The following is a 19,565-nucleotide window of genomic DNA, read 5'->3' on the forward strand; positions in this document are numbered from 1 at the left end:
GTAGAGATGTCCCGGAACGACGTTGATCACGGGGAGGGGTCATGGGGCAGGAGATACACGTCACGTCGGCGGCGATCCGGAGCGTCCGCACCGAGATCCGCGACGACCTGATCCCCGAGATCAGGGAGATGCGGGACATGGTGCACAGCACCGACCTGCGGGACACCGGTCCGGAGGCCCTCCGTCCCTTCGGCTGGGGCGCGGGCGGCGAGGTGGTCGTCGGGATCCGCTACCGGGACATCCAGCGGGACGTCGTCCAGAAGTTCGACGAGGCACTGGAGGTGCTGGACACGTGGCTGGAACTGCTGGAGCGGGCCGAGCGGAACTGGCGGACCGCCGAGTCGCACAGCGTCGTCGTCTACCGGTGACGGGGCCCGCGAGATGAACGACATCACGCCGCCGGCGCGCGCCGCGGGCGTCCCGCCGCTGCCGCCGGGCTGGCAGCCGGCCACACCGCCGCCGACGACCTGGACGCCGCCCCCGCAGCCGCCGGCCTGGCCGCCGCCGCAGCCCTCCCACACGACCTGGACGCCGCAGCAGTCACGGCCGCCGGCCTGGCCGCCGCCGCAGCCTTCCCACACGACCTGGACGCCGCAGCAGTCACGGCCGCCCCAGGCGTCCGGCGGGGGCGCTCACCGGTGGCCGTCCGGGGGCGGGCGGCACCGGGCCCCGTCGCCCTACCGGCCGTCCCCCGGCGTGGCCGCGAAGAACGCCAAGACCGTGATGACCGACGCCTCCAAGATCATCAGTAGCCTGCAGAAGGGGTCGCGGCTGGCGCCCACCCTGTACGCGGGTGTGGTGATCGCGGCGACCGCGGTGGCCAACGTGCCCGGGATGGCCGACGTCTACAACAACTGGGAGTCCCTGCACTCACGGCTGGACACCGCCGTCAAGAGCTACTCGGCGGCCCTGCTCACCACGGGCTCCCAGGGCTGGATCGCGGACGACCGCGACGCGTACGAGGACGCCGTGCGGCACTTCCAGGAGGGCCTGGAGAGCATGCGCGGCTACATCAAGACCATCGCGGGCATCGTCGACGAGATCGGCGACGCCTACCGCGCCTACTGGGTGGCGATCGCCCGGCTGGCCGCGACGTTCCTGCTCCTCGCGACGATCGCCGCCGCCATGCTCCTGACGCCCTGGGCGGGGTCGGCGGCCCTCAACCTCCGGATGCTCGGCACCCTGGCCACCCAGATCATCGGCGTCTCCACAGGAGCGCTGTGGAAGCTCGTCGAGGTGGTGGCCAGCGGCTTCGCGGTCTACTTCGGTGGCAAGGCCATCTTCCAGATGTACAACCTCGAACCCACCGGCGCGGCGCGGATCGACTTCACCCAGGCCGAGATCAGGATCGGCGACCTGCCGTCCTTCCAGAAGCCGCCGTCCCCCGGGAACGCGCCCCAGCCCCCGCCACCGGCCGGGAACGTGCCCGGCCTCCCGCCGAGTGCGGGCTTCCAGTGGCTTTCCCCCAGGCAAGAGACTCCGGAGCCGGCCAGATGACGAGATTCGACCCCGAGAACCCGCGCGTGGAGAGCCCGGAGGACCTCGACGAGGTCGTACGGCACAGCGAGCGGGTGATGGCCGGGCTGGCGGAGGCCCAGCGGGAGCTCGCGGCCGTGACGGGCGAGGGGACCGCCGCCGACGGCATGGTCCGCGCGGAGGTGGACGGCGCCGGCCGGATCCGGCGGATCGCCTTCGACGCGCGTGCGGCGCGGATGGGCACCGCGGAGCTGGCCGAGGCGGCGACGGAGGCGGTACGGGCGGCGCAGGAGGAGGCGGCGCGCCGCAACGACGAGCTGCTCAGGGCGGCGACGGGCGGCGCGCCGGTCGCCCTGGACATGGAGCGCGCCCGCCGGGAGTTCGAGGCGATCGGCGCGGACCTGGCGCGCACCCTGCGCGACCTGACGGAGAAGTGGTGACCGCGGCCCCACCGTGACCCCGGAACCGGCGAGGCCCGCCTCCCCTCCACCGAACCGTGGTGGAGGGGAGGCGGGCCTCTTCATGCCCGGGGCCGGGAGATCCGCCGTGACCGCCGGGAGCCGGCGGTCACGGCGTCCGCGGGTGTCAGCCGCAGTTGGCCCAGCCGGAGCTCGTGTCACCGGTGGAGGAGCCGCCGCTGACGCGGACGCACTTCCCCTTGCCGGACAGGATCACCGGCCCGGCGTAGAACTCGTAGCTGCCCCGGTCGGTCTTGCTCTCGCCGTTCTGGACCTCCAGGGTCGCCCAGACCGGGCTGGCGACGCCCACGTTGGCGGTCTTCATCGTGACCGCGCAGTTGAGGCCGTTGGAGGAGTTGTAGAGCTGGTAGGCGGTCCCACCGGCGAACGGGACCGACCGCTGCACGTAGAAGCCCGCCCCGCAGACCTTCTCGGGGGAGTACGGGTTCGTACGGGTCGGCGGCGGCGTCGGCCTCTCCGGGGCGCTCGTCGACGGCCGGCTCGTCGGGGCCGGCGGGATCACCGTCGGCCCCGCCGTACGGGTCGGCTTCGGCGACCACGTCGGTTTGGGCGGCTGTGTCGGCTCCACCGTACGGGTCGGCTTCGGCGACGAGGTGGGCCTGGGCGACCAGGTCCTGGTGGGCTTCGGCTCCGCCGTGCGCGTCGGCCTCGGCGACCAGGTCGGCCTCGGCGTGTGCGTCGGCCTGGGCGCCCGGGTGGCGGTCGCCGTGGGCACCGGCGTGGGGATCCACGTCGGGCTCGCGGTCGGCGTCGCCGTGGGGATCCACGTCGGGCTCACGCTCGGCTGGGGCGTCGTCGGGGCCGTGGGCACCGGGGTGGCGGGTCCGCTCGGCTGGGGCGTCTCCGGAGCCGTGGGCGCCGGGGAACCCCCGTCGGTCGGCTGAGGCGTCGCGGGACCGCTCGGCGGCGGCGTGGGGGCCGGTGTCGGGTCGACCTCCGGCTTGTGGGGGTTCCTCCCGTTCCCGTTGCCGTTCCCGTTCCCGTTGCCGTTCCCGTTGGTGGGCTGCGCCGTCGGCTGGGCCGGAGCCGTCGGCGCGCCCGTGGCGGGGTTCGTCGGCACCGGTACGGGCGGCGCGGTGGGATAGGCCGTGATCGAAGGGATCGGCGGGGGGAGCGGGGTCTCCGTGGCCAGTTTCATCGGCGAGACGTCCGGGACCTGGGGATCGACCGTGGCGTTCCACGGCACGGTCACCTTGGCCGTCGGCTGGTCGCCGATCCCGCCCTGGTCGCCGTACCCGCCGGTGTCGCCGCCGCCGTCACCCTGACCCTGGTCCTGGTCCTGGCCCTGGCCCTGGCCGTTTCCCTGCGCGACCCTGGACAGGCCGGAGTGGCCGTCGCCGCCCTGGGCCGCGACCTGTTCCGTGCTGCCGAGCGAGGTGTACTGCCCGGCAGCCCAGATCCCCGCGCCGGACAGCAGGACGGCCCCGCCCACGCAGGCGGCCAGCGCCACGGAGAGCTTGCCGTTCCTGGGCCGCTTCTCGGGTTCGGGGGCCAGCTGCATCACGACGGGCCCCTGCGGGTCCGGCGGAGGCGGGTCGGTGGGGAGCGGCGGCGCGCCCCAGCCGGAGGGGACCGCCGGCTGCGGGAGGGTGGCCTCAGGGCGGCCCGGTACGGGGCCCTGCGGCGCCTCGGGCAGCCAGTCGTCCCCGGTGATCTGGGGCACCTGCTGCTCGCCGAGCAGGCGGAGCATGGCGGCCTTGGTGTCCGGCCGCTCCTGGGGGCGCTTGCTCAGGCAGACGGCGAGGAGGCCGGCCAGGTCGGCGGGCAGGCCGACCAGGTTGGCCGGGCCGTTCATGAGCCTGTCCAGCTGTCCGCCGAACGGGGAACGTCCGGTGGCCGCGTACAGGACGGTGGCGGCCCAGGAGAAGACGTCGGCCGGCCTGCCGGGGACGGCGCCGGTCCCCGGGGTCAGCTCGGCCTGGATGTGCTCGGGGGCGCGGTAGTCGGGCTCGGGGCCGATGACGCCGAGGCCGATGTCGCAGACGAGCGGCCCGTCGGGGCCGAGGAGCACGGTGTCGGGGCTGAGGCCCCCGTGGGTCATGCCGGAGAGGTGGACGGCGGTCAGCGCGGTGAGGGTGGCGACGGCGAGCCGCTCCAGCGCGTCACCGGTCAGGGGACCGTCGGCGGTCACGGCCTCGCGCAGCGAGCGTCCTTCGACGTGTTCGCGCACGACATAGGGGGTGTCGCCGTCCCAGCCGACCTCGATCAGCTTCGCGGTGTGCGCGCCGGAGACCCGCCTGACGGCCTCCAGGCCGTCGGTGATCTGCGCTCGCGCGCCGGGATCGATCCCGGGCCGCGGAGGCAGGATCCGGATCGCGCGCAGGGTGTCCTCGTCCGGCAGGTGACCCAGATGAACGGGGGGCTGAAGGCGGCCGAGACGGCCGACGAGAACGTATGGACCTATACGCTCTGGATCTTCAGCCAGTAATGGGTTTAAATCGCCCATTTCACTCCTTCTGGCTCAACTTGCCATCAAAACCGCTGATTGGCGGTCTAGTACTATCGAACCAAACGTGCGTCACGAAATTCACATAATTCACATCTCTTTCACGCCCCGTTCTCCAGCGCCCCCGCCCGCCACCTCCGGCGGCGCCCCGCCGGGATCGCGACGCCGGCCACGACGACCACGCCCGCCGCGGCGAACGAGCCGAGCGCGACCCACCCGGCGATCGACATGCTCCGGACGTCCTTCACCGGCGCCGGCCGTATCGCGCCGGGCGGCAACGGGACGGGCGGCGGCGGCGCGAGCGCGACGGCCTCCGAGGGCAGCACGGCCGTGACGGCCAGCAGCGGGTTGACCATCCCGGCGCCGACGCCCGCCCCGGTGCCGCCGTCGGCGGTCATCGCGATGCGCCGTACCGTCGCCTCGGCGCTCAGCTCCGGGTGGTACGCGCGGACCAGCGCCGCCACCCCCGCCACGTACGGCGCGGCGAAGCTGGTGCCCCGCAGGTCCTCCCGGTAGGTGACCCACGGCCAGGTGCTCGTGATCCCCTCGCCGGGGGCCAGGACGACGACCGGGGAACCGGTGTTGGAGAAGTCGGTACGGCGCCCGTCGGGGCCCGCCGCGCCGACCGACAGCACACCGGGGTAGGAGGCCGGGTAAGCCGGTGTGGAGTCGTTGTTCTCGGAGTTGCCCGCCGCGGCCACGATCACCGCCCCCTTGGCCTGGGCGTAGGTGACCGCGGTGCGAAGGTCGGGCTGGTCGCTCGCCCGGACCGACACGTTGATCACGTCGGCGCCGAGGTCGGCGGCCCGCGCGATGGCCCGGGCCAGGTTGCCCACCTCGCCCTCGTCGCCGTCCGTGTGCTTGACGGAGATCAGCTTGACCTGCGGCGCGACCCCGGAGAACGGGGACTCCTTCCGCTGCCGCCCGGCGACGATGCCCGCCACCGCCGTGCCGTGGCCGTCGCAGTCGCGCGTCCCGGTGCCGGTGACGTCGTACACGGCGGCCCCGGCGAGCTGGGGATGCGTGGTGTCCAGCCCGCTGTCGACGACCGCGACGGTGATACCGGCGCCCTTGGTCAGCCGCCACACGTCCCGCAGGCTGAGCCGCCGCTGGGGCCAGGGCTCGGCGATGCTCTTCGTGCCGGGCTTGGGCGCGCACTGCCTGGGCTCGGCCGCCCGCGCGGCGGGCGGCCTCTCGGGTGCCGGGGCCGCCCGCGCCGCCGCGGGCGGCCCCAGGGCCGCCGCGGCCGCCGCCAGCAGCGACACGACGGCTAGTGTCCGGCCGATCACCATGTGTCCCCCCGGGCTGGGTGAATACCGGGCGAAACACTACTCAACCCGATCAAGGGACGTCATGCCGACGCCCGAATCCCCGGCCGTGTCCCGGGGAGGTGGCCGGGCGGCCGGTGGACCGCCGCGGGCCGGCCCGTTCTCGCGCGGCGGCACCGCCGGGCGGTCGGGGGACGCCGCCGGACCGCTCTAAGCTGCTGTCGTGCGAGGACGGGCCGCCGGACGCGACGGCGGCCGTCCGGTTCGCGGAGGAACGCGGCGAGGAGCGGCATGAGCGAGTATCCGTGGGGCGAGGCGACCGCCACCGGGATCGGATCCCACCCGGGGGAGGAGCACGAGGAGGCGATCAGGGTCGTCTTCGGGGAACTGCCCGCCCTGCCCTACCTCCCGGAGCTGCCCGCGCGCGGAGTCGGCGCCGACATGGTCGGCAGGACCGCCTCGCTGCTGGTGGAGCTGCCGGTGGAGGTGCAGCCGTCCGGGTGGCGGTTCACCGACCGGCCGGGACGCGACCTGAGACGGGCCCGTGACCACCTGCGGCGCGACCTCGACGCGCTGGAGGAGGCGGCGCAGGGGTACGAGGGCCCGCTGAAGATCCAGGCGGCCGGGCCGTGGACGATGGCCGGGGCGATCGAGCTGCGGCACGGCGACAAGACGCTCGCCGACCCCGGCGCGGTGCGCGACCTGACCGCCTCCCTCGCCGAGGGGCTCGCCGCCCACCTCGCCGACGTGCGGCGCAGGGTGCCGGGGGCCACGGAGATCGTCCTGCAGCTCGACGAGCCGGGGCTGCCGGGCGTCCTGGCCGGCACGGTGCCGACCGCCTCGGGCTTCGGGCGGCTGCCGGCCGTCGACGCCCAGGTCGCCGCCGAACGGCTGGGCGCGGTGCTGCCCGCCGGGGCGTTCCCGGTCGTGCACTGCTGCGCCCCGGGCGTTCCCCTCAGGCTCCTCCGTACGGCGGGCGCCCGGGGGATCTCGCTGGACGCCGCCCTGCTCCGGCGGCGCGACGAGGACGCGATCGGTGAGGCGATCGAGGCCGGGACGGCCCTGTTCCTCGGCGTGCTGCCCGGGACCGACGCCCCGCTGCCCGACGTGGGGGTGGTCGCCCGGCCCGCCGTCGAGCTCTGGCGCCGCCTCGGCTTCCCCGCCGCGACGCTCGCCTCCCAGGTCGTCCTGACCCCCTCCTGCGGGCTGGCCGGGGCCTCGCCCGCCTACGCCAGGGCCGCCCTGGCGAAGGTGCGCGGCGCGGCGCTGGTGCTGCGGGAGGATCCCGGCGAGTGACCGCCCGGACCGTCCTTTCCGGGGGTCGAGGCGGTCCCCGCATTGTCGGTGCGCGGCGATAGCGTTCCACTTGGGAGTTCGCTGCTTCTGCGGCCCCCGGCCGGGGTCGCCGGCCGGCCGGTTCGCGGTGACGAGGGGAGATCTTGGGTGATGGGCGCTGAGACGGAGTCCGGGGTCGCGCCGGCGTCGGCGAGGAAACGGCACGCCGAGCTGGCCGAGCTGGTCGACGAGGCCAACTGGCGTTACTACGTGCTCGACGCGCCCACCGTGAGCGACGCCCAGTACGACACGTGGATGCGCGAGCTGCAGGGGCTGGAGGAGGAGCACCCCGCCCTGCGCACGCCCGACTCCCCGACCCAGAGGGTCGGCGCGCCGATCACCAGCGACTTCGCCTCGGTGGCCCACCTGCGGCGGATGGAGAGCCTGGACAACGCGTTCAGCGCCGACGAGACGGCCGCCTGGCAGGCGCGGGCCGAGCGGCTGGCCGAGCGCGACCCGGCCCCCTACCTGTGCGAGCTGAAGATCGACGGCCTGGCGATCGCGCTGGTGTACGAGAAGGGCCGCCTGGTGCGCGGGGCCACCCGCGGCGACGGCCGGGTCGGCGAGGACGTGACGGCGAACGTCCGGACCCTCGCCGACGTGCCGCAGCGCCTGACCGGCGACGGCGTCCCCGATCTGCTGGAGGTCCGGGGCGAGGTCTACATGCCCGTCGAGGGGTTCGGGCGGCTCAACGAGCAGCTGGTCGAGGCGGGCAGGCAGCCGTTCGCCAACCCGCGCAACTCCGCCGCCGGCTCGCTGCGGATGAAGGATCCGCGGGAGACCGCGCGGCGGCCGCTTCGGATGATCGTCCACGGGGTCGGCCCCTGGGAGGGCGGCGCTCCGATGCCCGCCTCGCAGTCGCAGATCTACGAGAGGCTGCGGGAGTTCGGGCTGCCGGTGAGCGACCTCTACCGGGTCGTCGGCGGCCTCGACGAGATCAACGCCTACATCGAGTACTACCGCGAGCACCGCCACGACCCCGCCTACGAGATCGACGGCGTCGTGGTGAAGATCGACGGGGTTGACCTCCAGCGCGAGCTCGGCTCCACCAGCCGGGCGCCGCGCTGGGCGATCGCCTACAAGTACCCGCCGGAGGAGGTCAACACCAGGCTCCTCGACATCCAGGTGGGCGTCGGCCGCACCGGCCGGGTGACCCCGTTCGGCGTCATGGAGCCGGTCGTCGTGTCCGGCTCCACGGTCGAGCGCGCCACCCTGCACAACGCCTCCGAGGTCGTGCGCAAGGGTGTGCGGATCGGCGACACGGTGGTGCTGCGCAAGGCCGGCGACGTGATCCCGGAGATCGTCAAACCGGTCGAGGAGCTGCGCGACGGCACCGAGCGGGAGTTCGTGATGCCGGCGCACTGCCCGGAGTGCGGCACCGAGCTGGCCTACGAGAAGGAGGGCGACGCCGACCTGCGCTGCCCCAACACCAGGTCCTGCCCCGCCCAGCTCCGTGAGCGGATCTTCTTCGCGGCCGGTCGCAGGGCCTTCGACATCGAGGGCCTGGGCTACGTCGCGGCCACCGCGCTGACCCAGCCGCTGCCCCCGCAGCAGCCGCTGATCCGCACCGAGGCCGACCTGTTCGACCTGACCGCCGAGCAGCTCCTGCCGATCCGCTCGGTGGTCCGCGACCCCGACACCGGGCTGCCCAAGACCGACCCGGAGACCGGCGAGCCGAGGATCGTCTCCTTCTTCGCCAACCAGAGCGGCGGGCTGAGCAAGAACGCCGAGAAGATGCTCCAGGAGCTGGAGCGGGCCAAGACGAAGGAGGAGACGACCGTGGCGCGGGTACTGGTCGCGCTCTCCATCCGGCACGTCGGCCCGCCCACCGCCCAGGCCGTCGCCGCCGAGTTCCGTTCGATCGACGCGATCGCCGCCGCCTCCGAGGAGGAGCTCGCCGCGGTCGAGGGCGTCGGTCCGCGGGTGGCCGCCGCGATCCACGACTGGTTCCAGGTCGACTGGCACCGGGAGATCGTCGACCGGTGGAGGGCCGCCGGGGTGCGGATGGAGGACGAGGCGCCCGCCGACCTGCCCCCGCAGACCCTCGCCGGGCTCACCTTCGTGGTGACCGGCACGCTGGCCGGCCTCACCCGTGACGAGGCCGGCACGGCCCTGGCGAGCCGGGGCGGCAAGGTGGCGTCCTCGGTCTCCAAGAAGACGTCCTTCGTGATCGTGGGCGAGAACGCCGGGTCCAAGTTCGACAAGGCGGTCAAGCTGGGCGTGCCGATCCTCGACGAGGAGGGCCTGAAGGTCCTCCTGGAGGACGGGCCCGAGGCCGCGGCCGGGCTGACGGTCACGCCCGAGGCGTGACCGGGACGGCCCCGCCCCGGACATGCCGGGGCGGGGCCGTCTCATGGTCTCCGCCGGGGCACGGGCCGTACGGCGAGCCGCGGGCCGTACGGCGGGCGGGGAACGGTGGAACGGGTGGCCGGTCGGCCGGGCGGTGGGCCGGGCGGTGGGCCGGAGGACGGGGCGGACGGCGGGCCGAGGGCGGCAGAATGATCGGCGGGCCGGGAGGCGGCCGGGGAACGAGGGCGACCGGACGCGGCCGGGAGGCCGCCGGGGGCGAGGACGGGGACGGCCGGGCACGGCGGGAAGACGGCGGGAAGACGGGGAACGGGAGGGCGGCCGGCGAGGCGGACGGGAAAACGGACGACGAGCCGGAGGACGGGAAGACGGGGAGAGACGGCGGGGAAAACGGGGTAACCACTCAAACCCACTCGTAACGGAACGTGCCCAACCGGTTTCGCGAAGTGGCCCAAAGGCCGTACTCTCCCATAGGGAACTAATGGGGGTTTTGTTATTCATGGCTGACCCGAATGACACTCGCGACACCGGCCCACGTGCGGGCTCACCACTGTGGGCCTACCTCACCGTCGTGATCACGCTCGGGGTCGCCGTCCTCGCGGCGGCGCAGTGGCGACTCGGCCCGGCGGAGACGCTCGTCCTCGCCCGCAGCCCGATGTTCTGGATGCTCACGGGCCTGGTCGTGCTCGGGGAACTGCGGCCGGTCCTGCTGTCGTCGTCGACGTCCGTGGGCGGCACCTACCCGTCGACGATGTTCATCTTCGCCGCCCTCCTGCACTACGGCATGCCGGTCGCCGTGCTGATCCAGGCGGTCGGCATCGTCGTCAACGCGGCCGTCACCCGCCGGGCGTGGCACCGGGTCATGTTCAACATCGCGCAGACGACGCTGGCCTGCGCCGCCGCCGGCGCGGTGCTGGAGACGCTCGGCCACCAGCCCGTCACGGCGGGCGGGCGGACGCCCGTCGGCTCCGACCTGCTCGCGATCGCCCTGGCCGGGCTCGCCTACTTCACGGTGCGGGGGCTGCTGGTCTCCGGCGCGGTGGCACTGCACGAGCGCCGCTCGGTCCACCGGGTGGTCCGGGCGGCGATCGGCCACCAGAGCCTGGTCTACGCCGGGCTGATCGGCCTGGCGCCGCCGGTCGTGGTGGTGATGAACCACTCCCCGGCGCTGGTCCCGCTGTTCGTCGCGCCGATGGCCGCCGTCTACTTCACCGCCACCCTGTCGCTCCGCCGCGACCACCAGGCGATGCACGACGGGCTGACCGGGCTGCCCAACCGCAAGCTGCTCGTGCTGCGCACCGAGGAAGCGCTTGCAGAGGCTCGGCCGGGCGAGCGGGTCGGCCTGTTCCTGCTCGACCTCGACCGGTTCAAGGAGGTCAACGACACCCTCGGCCACCCGGTGGGCGACCGGCTGCTGCAGATCGTGGCGCACCGGCTGACCCACAGCGTGCGGCCGGGCGACGTGGTGGCCCGGCTCGGCGGCGACGAGTTCGCCGTGCTGCTGCCCTCGGTGCGCGACGCCGTCGCCGCCCGCGAGGTCGCCGCGCGGCTGCGGGTGGCCCTCACCGAGCCGGTCCGGCTGGAGGGGATGACCTTCGACCTCGACGCCTCGGTCGGCATCGCCCTCCACCCCGACCACGCCCCCGACTTCGAGCTGCTGATGCAGCGCTCCGACGTGGCGATGTACCTCGCCAAGGAGGGGCGGACGGGCGTCGAGATCTACGTCGCGGAGAAGGACCGCAACAGCCCCGACCGGCTCAACCTCCTGGGCGACCTGCGCCGGGCCATCGACCGCTCCGAGCTGCGGCTGCACTACCAGCCCAAGCTGGACCTGGCCGTCGGCGAGGTGCGGGGCGTGGAGGCGCTGCTGCGCTGGCGTCACCCGGAGCGGGGGATGATCTCGCCCGGGGAGTTCGTGCCCATGGCCGAGCAGTCCTACCTCATGCGGCACCTCACCCAGTACGTCGTGGACGCGGCCCTGGAGCAGGCCGCGCACTGGTGGCGCGCCGGCCTGCACGAGCAGATCTCCGTCAACGTCTCCGCCCGCGACCTGCTCGACTCGGCGCTGCCCGACCGCCTGGAGGCCGGCCTGGCCTACCACCGGCTGCCGCCCAAGGCGATCCAGCTGGAGGTGACCGAGCGCGTCCTGATGACCGACCAGTCCTACACCGCCGACGCCGTACGCGCCCTGGTCTCGCTGGGCGTGCCGCTGGCGCTGGACGACTTCGGCACCGGCTACTCCTCGCTGGTGCGCCTGCAGCGGCTGCCGGTCGCCGAGGTGAAGATCGACTCCTCGTTCGTCCACCGGATCGGCCAGTCCTCCGACGACGAGCGGATCGTCCGCTCCATCGTCGACCTGGTCCGCTCCCTGGGCCTGCGCTCGGTCGCCGAGGGCGTCGAGTCCGCCGAGGTGGCCGACCGGCTGACCGCCATGGGATGCGACCTCGCCCAGGGCCGGCTGTTCGCCCCGCCGATGCCCGCCGCCGAGGCCACCGCCTGGCTGCACGAGCACCGCGGCCGCGCCCTGCCCGGCCTGACCCTGCTGCGTTCCGGAGAGGTCCTCGACGTCCGGACGGCGTGACACCGGCTCCCGCGGGCGGGTCGTGGGGGGCGAGCGGTCAGGCACGTCGAGTCACGCGCCCTAAGATGACAGTGTCCAATTGCCATTCCACGAGACGGGTTCAACGACTCATGTCCGCCATAACCCGCGACGAGGTCGCTCACCTCGCCCGGCTGTCCCGGCTGGCGCTGGCCGACGAGGAACTCGACCACTTCGCCGCCCAGCTCGATGTGATCATCGGTGCGGTCGCCCGCGTCGCCGAGGTGGCGGCCGACGACATCCCGCCGTCCTCGCACGCGCTCCCGCTCACCAACGTCTACCGCCCCGACGAGGTACGGCCCGGCCTCACACCCGAGCAGGCCCTGGCCGGCGCCCCCGCGGTCGAGGACGACCGCTTCCGCGTTCCGCGCATCCTCGGGGAGGAAGCATGAGTCTCACTCACAAGACCGCCGCCGAGCTCGGCGCCCTGATCGCCTCGGGCGAGGTCTCGGCCGTCGAGGTCGCCCAGGCCCACCTCGACCGGATCGCCGCGGTGGAGCCGCAGGTCAACGCCTTCCTCCACGTCGACGCCGAGACGACCCTGGAGCAGGCCCGCGCCGTCGACGCCCGCCGGGCCGCCGGGGAGCGCCTCGGCCCGCTCGCGGGCGTGCCGATCGCGCACAAGGACGTCTTCACCACCGCCGACATGCCGACCACCGCCGGCTCGAAGATCCTCGAAGGCTGGCGCCCGCCGTACGACGCGACGGTGACGCGGCGGCTGCGCGAAGCCGGTCTGGTGATCCTCGGCAAGACCAACCTCGACGAGTTCGCGATGGGCTCCTCCACCGAGAACTCCGCCTACGGCCCCACGCACAACCCGTGGGACCTGACGCGGATCCCGGGCGGCTCCTCCGGCGGCTCCTCGGCCGCGGTCGCCGCCTATGAGGCCCCGCTGTCCACCGGCACCGACACCGGCGGCTCGATCCGCCAGCCCGCCGCGGTCACCGGCATCGTCGGCATGAAGCCGACCTACGGCGGTTCCTCCCGCTACGGCCTGATCGCCTTCGCGAGCTCCCTGGACACCCCGGGTCCGTTCGCCCGCAACGTCATGGACGCCGCGCTGCTGCAGGAGGCGTTCTCCGGCCACGACCCGCTCGACTCGACGTCCATCGACGCCCCGGTGCCGAGCGTCGTCGAGGCCGCCCGCCAGGGCGACGTGGCGGGGCTGCGCATCGGCGTGGTCAAGGAGTTCGGCGGCGACGGCTACCAGCCGGGCGTGCTCGCCCGCTTCCGCGAGACGGTGGAGCTGCTGGAGTCGCTCGGCGCCAAGGTCGTCGAGGTCTCCTGCCCGTCGTTCACCGTCGCCCTGCCGGCGTACTACCTCATCGCGCCGTCGGAGTGCTCGTCCAACCTCGCCCGCTTCGACGCCATGCGGTACGGCCTGCGCGTCGGCGACGACGGCACGCGCAGCGCCGAGGAGGTCATGGCGCTGACCCGGGCCGCCGGCTTCGGCCCCGAGGTCAAGCGGCGCATCATCCTCGGCACCTACGCGCTGTCCAGCGGCTACTACGACGCCTACTACGGCCAGGCGCAGAAGGTCCGCACGCTGATCGCCCGCGACTTCGAGGCCGCCTTCGGCCAGGTGGACGTGCTCATCTCGCCCACCACGCCGACCACGGCGTTCCCGATCGGCGAGCGCGCCGACGACCCGATGGCGATGTACCTCGCCGACCTGTGCACCATCCCGGCCAACATGGCCGGCAACGCGGCGATCTCGGTGCCGTGCGGCCTGGCCGACGAGGACGGCCTGCCGGTCGGCCTGCAGATCATGGCCCCGGTGCTCGGCGACGACCGCTGCTACCGGGTCGCCGCCGCGGTGGAGAACGCCCTGGAGTCCCGCTGGGGCGGGACCCTGCTGTCCAAGGCACCGGCGCTGTAAGGGCACCCGGGCAGACACGGCGACGGACGCGACAGGGGGGAGCGGCGGCATGATCACTCGGATCGAGATCGACGGGTTCAAGTCATTCTTGAACTTCGACCTCGACGTGCCGCCCTTCCTGGTGCTGGTCGGTCCCAACGCCAGCGGCAAGTCGAACCTGCTCGACGCCCTGGGGTTCGTCGCCGACGAGGTCACCGGGGCCGGCGGGCTGATGGGCGCGACCCGCGGGCTGCCCGCCGAGCAGTTCCACCGGGTGGCGCGCGGCACCCCGGTGCCGGGCTTCGTCGTCTCGGTGGAGGCCCTGGTCGCCCCGGAACCCGGCGCGCTGCTGCCGATCCGGATCGACGCGGGCGCGGAGATGGTGCTGCGGATCCCCCGGGCCAGCGGCCCGGTCGTCAGCCACGCGGTCCGCCAGATCCCGGAGGAGTTGCTGGAGCTGGTGGTGGAGGACCCGGAGCCGGAGAGCACGCCCCGCCGTACGGTGCGGGCCTGGCGCAGGCACGCGCCCTCGCCGCGGACCATGCGCCGCAGGAGCGTCCCGGCCGACACCGGGCCGCTCACCGGCGACGGCGCCAACCTCGCCGCGGTGCTCGCCCGGATGGCCGGGACGGCGGCGCTGGCCGACCTGATGGCCGACCTCGCCGGGATCCTGCCCGGCGTGGCCGACCTGGTGTCCCGCGTCGAGCGGGGAGAGTGCTCCTTCGACCTGGTCCTCGACGGCCAGGGGCCGGTGCCGGCCGCGCTGCTGTCGGACGGCACCCTGCGGGTCCTCGCCCTGCTGGCGGCCCTGCACGACCCCGGCCACCCCTGCACCCTCCTGGTGGAGGAGATCGAGAACGGCGTGCACCCCGCCCGCGTCGGCGAGCTGCTCCGGCGCGTCAGGCAGCGGGTCGCCATGCCCGGAGGCGCGGAGCCGTTCCGGCAGGTGATCGTCACCAGCCACTCCCCGGCGGTGGTGGCCGAGACCTACCGCACCGACCCGGACGCGCTGACCTTCCTCGACACCGCCGTCCGCGTCGACCCCGACAACGACCGGGTGTCGCGGGTGACCGTGGCGAAGTCGGTCCAGCCGTACGGCGAGCCGGGCACGTTCGTCTCGCCCCGGCAGGTCCGCGAGTACCTCGGCGCGGCGGCATGACGCCCCGCTCGCTGGTCCCCGGTCTGATCGCGGAGGGGGAGGCCGCCGAGAGCTTCCTCGGCATCGTGATCTCCCGGCAGCTCCGGGAGCTGACCTGGATGTCGCCCCACGTGGTCGACGTCGAGGCCACGGAGGTCGTGACCTGCGGCCGTGACCGCGTGGTGGCCGCGATGCAGGAGCTCGCGGCCGACTGCCACCTGCTGTTCACCCACAACGTCGAGTGGGAGCGCGGCAAGATCGGCGGACGGGCCGACGGCGTCCGATACCACTCCCACTACCTGGTTCCGGTGGTCAGCCTGGGTGACACCGAGGCGTGGCTGCTCGCCGACCCCGGAGTGTGGGCGAGACTGGAGGGGAGCGACCTCAGCCGGCTGCCCACCCGGCCGCGCGACGTCGCCAGGATCACCGACCCCGGCGAGGTCCTGGCCGCGACCGTCCCCCGGCGGGGCAAGCCCCTGCGCGACTACTTCCAGTACATCGGACGCAACATCGATCTCGGCGTGCTGGCCCAGGTGCCCGCCTACGCGGACTGGGTGGCCGAGACGCGGAACGCATTGAAAGGACTTGGTTACCTGTGAGCGGCGATGCTCGCGGTGAACGACTCGCAGTGAACGAGGAGTGGTGAACGACCTGTGAGCGGGAGAGAGCCCGACGCAGTGAGCGGAGTGGAGCGCGAGGCACGAGCGCCCCGCGCAGTGAACGAGGAGTGGTGAACGACCAGTGAGCACGGAAACGCTGATGCCGTACGACGAGGCGCTGGAGCGCTTCGAGCCGGTGCTCGGCCTGGAGACGCACGTCGAGCTCGGCACGGCGTCGAAGATGTTCTGCGGTTGCCCGACCACGTTCGGCGCCCCGCCGAACACGCACGTGTGCCCGGTCTGCCTGGCCCTGCCCGGCGCGCTGCCGACGGCCAACGCCGCGGCCATCGAGGCGACGATCCGCATCGGCCTGGCCCTCAACTGCTCGATCGCCGAGTGGTGCCGCTTCGCCCGGAAGAACTACTTCTATCCGGACATGCCGAAGAACTACCAGATCAGCCAGTACGACGAGCCGCTCTGCTTCGACGGTTACCTCGACATCGAGGTGAACGGCGAGGTCGTACGGGTCGAGATCGAGCGGGTCCACCTGGAGGAGGACACCGGCAAATCCACCCACGTGGGCGGCGCGACCGGCCGCATCCACGGCGCCGACTACTCGATCGTCGACTACAACCGGGCCGGCATCCCGCTGGTGGAGATCGTCACCAAGCCGATCCCGGGCACCGACCGGCTCGCCCCCGAGGTCGCCCGCGCCTACGGCACCGAGCTGCGCGAACTCGTCCGCGGCCTCGGCGTCTCGGACGTGCGCATGGAGGAGGGCTCCATGCGGTTCGACGTGAACGTCTCCCTCATGCCGCGCGGATCCTCGGAGTGGGGCACCCGTACCGAGACCAAGAACGTCAACTCGCTGCGCAGCGTCGAGCGCGCCGTCCGAGGCGAGATCGAGCGCCAGGCGGCCGTCCTGGCCGGCGGCGGCCGGATCGTCCAGGAGACCCGCCACTTCCACGAGGACACCGGCTCCACCACGTCCGGACGGTCCAAGGAGGAGGCGCAGGACTACCGCTACTTCCCCGAGCCCGACCTCGTGCCGATCGCCCCCGACCCCGCCTGGGTCGCCGAGCTCAAGGCCACGCTGCCCGAGCTGCCCGGCGCGCGGCGCAAGCGGCTGCAGCAGGAATGGGGCGTCTCCGACCTCGACATGCAGTCCATGTACAACGCCGACGCCATCGACCTGGTCGAGGCGACGGTCGCGGCCGGCGCCCCGCCGGCGGACGCCCGCAAGTGGTGGATGGGCGAGCTGGCCCGCCGCGCCAACGAGGCCGGGACGCCGCTGCGGGAGCTGCGCATCACCCCCGACGAGATCGCCCGGGTGTGCGCGATGGTCGCCGGCGGCGCGCTGAACGACAAGCTGGCCCGCCAGGTGCTGGAGGGCGTGCTGAACGGCGAGGGCACCCCCGACGAGGTGGTGGCCGCGCGCGGCCTGCAGATCGTCAACGACGAGGGCGAGCTGTCGGCGATCATCGACCAGGTGCTGGCGGGCAACGCCGACGCGGCCGACAAGGTCCGGGGCGGCAAGATCGCCGCGGTCGGCGCGCTGGTCGGCGGCGTCATGAAGGCCAGCCGCGGCAAGGCCGACGCGGGCCGAGCCCGCGAGCTCATCCTGGAGAAGCTCGGCGTCTCCGAGTAGTGCCCCTCCGGGGCTCCGGGGAGCACTCCCCGGAGCCCCGGAGCCGGCCGGGACGTCCCGGCGGTGAACGGCACGGAGAGGCACGTGAAAGACCAATTGTTACGTCTTTCCGGGGCTTCGCCGGGGGTTCTGGTTTAGGGTTGCGGCAGGGAAGAGCCGGACGCGGGACGCAGGAGGAGCCGGGGCTGTGGGGAACGCCGGATCACCGACGGACCCGCCGACCGACCCGTTCGCGGCGGTGCCCCTTCCCACCCGGCCCGTCCGCCCGGGAGCCCGCGGCATCGCCCCCGTCTCCGGAGACGGCTCCGGGAACGGCTCCCGTCTGCCCCCGGGCGTCTCACCCGACATCTTCGGCTCTCCCGCCCCCGCCTCCGCACGGTCCTCCGGCCCCGCCGGGGGGACCGGCCTGCCGCCCGTGACCCCGGCCGCCCAGCCCTGGCGGGTGGCCGCCCGGCCCGAGAGCTCCCTGCAGCAGCGAACCCTGCGGGACGAACCGTCCCTGATGCCCGGTGGCCCGGTGAGGCCCGAGCCGTCCCCCTCCGGTGAGGAGGACCCGCCTCCGCGCCGGCTCCGCCGGATCCTCGCCGCGGTACTGGCCCTGGTGATGCTGGCCGGCGCCGCCTACGCCGCCGCCGCGATCCTCATGTCCGGGAAGATGCTGCCCGGCACCCGGGTCCGCGGCGTCCCCATCGGCGGGCTGACCGCGACCGAGGCCGCCGACCGGCTCAGGGGCGAACTGGCCGACGAGGAGACCAAGGACGTCGTCGTCCGGGCCGCGGGCAAGAAGTACGCGATCGACCCCGGCAAGGCCGGGCTGGAGTTCGACGTCGTCTCGACCATCGACCAGGCGTCCAGCGGTTTTCCCAGCCCGCCCCAGGTCTGGCGGGCGCTGACCGCCACCACCGACCTGAAGCCCGAGGTCAGCGTCGAGCCCGAGCTCCTCAACTCCACCGTCGAGGCCCTGGCCAGGAAGGTCGACGTCGAGGTGCGGGAGGGGGCCGTCACCTTCGAGGGCCTCAAGCCCGTGGCCGTCACCCCGGCGTCCGGCCGGAAACTGGACCGTGAGGCCGCCGCCGGCGCCATCGAGAAGGCGTTCCTCGGGCCCGCCCGGGAGGTCGAGCTGCCCGTATCGACGATCAGGCCCGAGGTCACGGCCGACACCGTCAAGCGGGTCGCGGCCGACGCGGACAAGGCCGTGTCCGGCCCGGTCATCCTCACCCACTCCGGCAGGCAGGTCCGGCTCGACACCGGGATCCTCGCCGCCCACCTGTCCTTCGAGCCCGACGGCAAGGGGGGCATGCGCCCGGTGTTCGACGCCGCCGGCGCGGTCGCGACCGTCGAGAGGAAGCTGGTCGATCCGGCGTCGGCCCCCCGCGACCCCACCTTCGAGATCGTCGGGGGCAAGCCCCGGCTGGTTCCCGGCCGCAAGGGCAAGGGCATCGACGACCAGCGGCTCGCCCAGGCGGTCACCCGGATGGTCGCCGAGGGCGGCAGCCGTACGATCCCCGTCACGCTGACGACCGTCCGGCCGCGGATCTCCGAGGCGGAGGCGCGGGGCCTCGGCATCAAACAGAAGATCAGCGAGTTCACCACGAACTTCCCCTGCTGTCAGCCCCGGGTGACCAACATCCGCACGATCGCCAAGCTCCTGGACGGCTACCTCGTCAAGCCCGGAGAGACCTTTTCCCTCAACGGCGTCATCGGCCAGCGCGACACGGCACGGGGTTTCGTCCCGGCCCCCATGATCCAGAACGGCCGGCTGGTCGACTCCGTGGGCGGCGGCATCTCCCAGTTCGTCACCACCATGTACAACGCGGTGTTCTTCGGCGGCCTGGAGGACGTCCAGCACGTACCGCACGAGTTCTACATCTCGCGCTACCCCGCGGGACGGGAGTCCACGGTCTCCTGGCCCGCGCCGGACTTCCGCTGGAAGAACGACTCCAAGTACGGCGTGCTGGTGAAGACCTCGACGACCGCCACCTCGGTCACGGTCTCCTTCTGGAGCACCAGACGGTACGAGATCGAGTCGGTCTCCTCCGACCGCTACGACCTCACGCCCTTCGAGAACGCGACCGGCAGCGGGCCCGACTGCATGCCGATGACCGGCCAGCAGGGGTTCACGATCGACGTGACCCGGATCTTCAAGCAGGACGGCCGGGAGGTCAAGCGTGAGACCAGGAAGGTCGTCTACAAACCCGAGACCAACCTGACCTGCGACTCGACGGCCACCCCGGAACAGGCGGACTAACCGGGTCCCTTTTCCCGGCCTGGAGCTCTTCGGCGGCTTGGGCGGGTCCCTTCTTTCACGCTGGGGCTTTTCGCGTCTTGGGGCGGTTCTCCGGGTTTGGGTGGGTTCACGTTTGTCGGGCTGGTCGGTGGTTCGCGCTGCGGTGGGTGGGTGTTCCGGCCGGC

General features: G+C 73.4%; 14 protein-coding genes. 12 read left to right on the forward strand and 2 right to left on the reverse strand.

Going from position 1 to position 19,565, the window contains the following annotated elements:
• Positions 1 to 41: 41 nt before the first annotated feature.
• The 3 genes from AB0D67_RS22885 to AB0D67_RS22895 are packed head-to-tail and all read left to right on the forward strand — an operon-like array spanning position 42 to position 1,916.
• Positions 42 to 368, forward strand: coding sequence for a hypothetical protein (locus AB0D67_RS22885; RefSeq protein WP_362939110.1), 327 nt, complete (start codon positions 42 to 44; stop codon positions 366 to 368).
• 13 nt (positions 369 to 381) lie between these two features.
• Entirely contained in the window at positions 382 to 1,497 is a 1,116-nt protein-coding gene (locus AB0D67_RS22890; protein WP_362939113.1) for a hypothetical protein, read from the forward strand.
• Positions 1,494 to 1,916, forward strand: coding sequence for a YbaB/EbfC family nucleoid-associated protein (locus AB0D67_RS22895; protein WP_362939116.1), 423 nt, complete (start codon positions 1,494 to 1,496; stop codon positions 1,914 to 1,916). Before AB0D67_RS22890 ends, AB0D67_RS22895 begins: the two co-directional genes overlap by 4 nt.
• Before the next feature lie 145 nt (positions 1,917 to 2,061).
• Here the strand turns inward: AB0D67_RS22895 and AB0D67_RS22900 are convergent, their stop codons facing one another.
• Positions 2,062 to 4,401, reverse strand: a complete 2,340-nt coding sequence (locus AB0D67_RS22900; RefSeq protein ID WP_362939120.1) for a serine/threonine protein kinase — start codon at positions 4,399 to 4,401, stop codon at positions 2,062 to 2,064.
• A 101-nt stretch (positions 4,402 to 4,502) separates the two neighbouring features.
• Positions 4,503 to 5,666: a type VII secretion-associated serine protease mycosin gene (gene mycP, locus AB0D67_RS22905; protein WP_362939123.1), complete on the reverse strand. Its 1,164-nt coding sequence runs from the start codon at positions 5,664 to 5,666 to the stop codon at positions 4,503 to 4,505.
• Between the two features lie 294 nt (positions 5,667 to 5,960).
• Here mycP and AB0D67_RS22910 point away from each other — a divergent pair, with 294 nt between their 5' ends.
• From AB0D67_RS22910 to AB0D67_RS22950, 9 genes are all read left to right on the forward strand, one after another.
• Positions 5,961 to 6,965, forward strand: a complete 1,005-nt coding sequence (locus AB0D67_RS22910; protein WP_362939126.1) for a methionine synthase — start codon at positions 5,961 to 5,963, stop codon at positions 6,963 to 6,965.
• Between the two features lie 150 nt (positions 6,966 to 7,115).
• Entirely contained in the window at positions 7,116 to 9,314 is a 2,199-nt protein-coding gene (gene ligA / locus AB0D67_RS22915) for an NAD-dependent DNA ligase LigA (protein WP_362939129.1), read from the forward strand.
• Between the two features lie 496 nt (positions 9,315 to 9,810).
• Positions 9,811 to 11,892: an EAL domain-containing protein gene (locus AB0D67_RS22920; protein ID WP_362939132.1), complete on the forward strand. Its 2,082-nt coding sequence runs from the start codon at positions 9,811 to 9,813 to the stop codon at positions 11,890 to 11,892.
• 110 nt (positions 11,893 to 12,002) lie between these two features.
• Positions 12,003 to 12,302 carry an Asp-tRNA(Asn)/Glu-tRNA(Gln) amidotransferase subunit GatC gene (gene gatC / locus AB0D67_RS22925; protein ID WP_179824916.1) on the forward strand — a complete coding sequence of 100 codons (300 nt, stop codon included), beginning with the start codon at positions 12,003 to 12,005 and terminating at the stop codon, positions 12,300 to 12,302.
• On the forward strand, positions 12,299 to 13,789 hold the full coding sequence (gene gatA / locus AB0D67_RS22930; RefSeq protein WP_362939135.1) for an Asp-tRNA(Asn)/Glu-tRNA(Gln) amidotransferase subunit GatA: 1,491 nt from the start codon (positions 12,299 to 12,301) through the stop codon (positions 13,787 to 13,789). The genes gatC and gatA overlap by 4 nt, the downstream gene beginning before the upstream one ends.
• A 49-nt stretch (positions 13,790 to 13,838) precedes the next feature.
• Entirely contained in the window at positions 13,839 to 14,927 is a 1,089-nt protein-coding gene (locus AB0D67_RS22935) for an AAA family ATPase (RefSeq protein WP_362939138.1), read from the forward strand.
• The gene (locus AB0D67_RS22940; protein ID WP_362939141.1) at positions 14,924 to 15,505 is read left to right on the forward strand and encodes a hypothetical protein; all 582 of its coding nucleotides are present in this window, start codon (positions 14,924 to 14,926) and stop codon (positions 15,503 to 15,505) included. The genes AB0D67_RS22935 and AB0D67_RS22940 overlap by 4 nt, the downstream gene beginning before the upstream one ends.
• Before the next feature lie 160 nt (positions 15,506 to 15,665).
• Positions 15,666 to 17,153, forward strand: coding sequence for an Asp-tRNA(Asn)/Glu-tRNA(Gln) amidotransferase subunit GatB (gene gatB / locus AB0D67_RS22945; protein WP_362939147.1), 1,488 nt, complete (start codon positions 15,666 to 15,668; stop codon positions 17,151 to 17,153).
• 187 nt (positions 17,154 to 17,340) lie between these two features.
• Positions 17,341 to 19,401 carry a VanW family protein gene (locus tag AB0D67_RS22950; protein ID WP_362939144.1) on the forward strand — a complete coding sequence of 687 codons (2,061 nt, stop codon included), beginning with the start codon at positions 17,341 to 17,343 and terminating at the stop codon, positions 19,399 to 19,401.
• Positions 19,402 to 19,565 lie beyond the last annotated feature (164 nt).

It is taken from the genome of Streptosporangium sp. NPDC048047 (assembly GCF_040653115.1).
In the GTDB taxonomy this organism is placed as follows: domain Bacteria; phylum Actinomycetota; class Actinomycetes; order Streptosporangiales; family Streptosporangiaceae; genus Streptosporangium.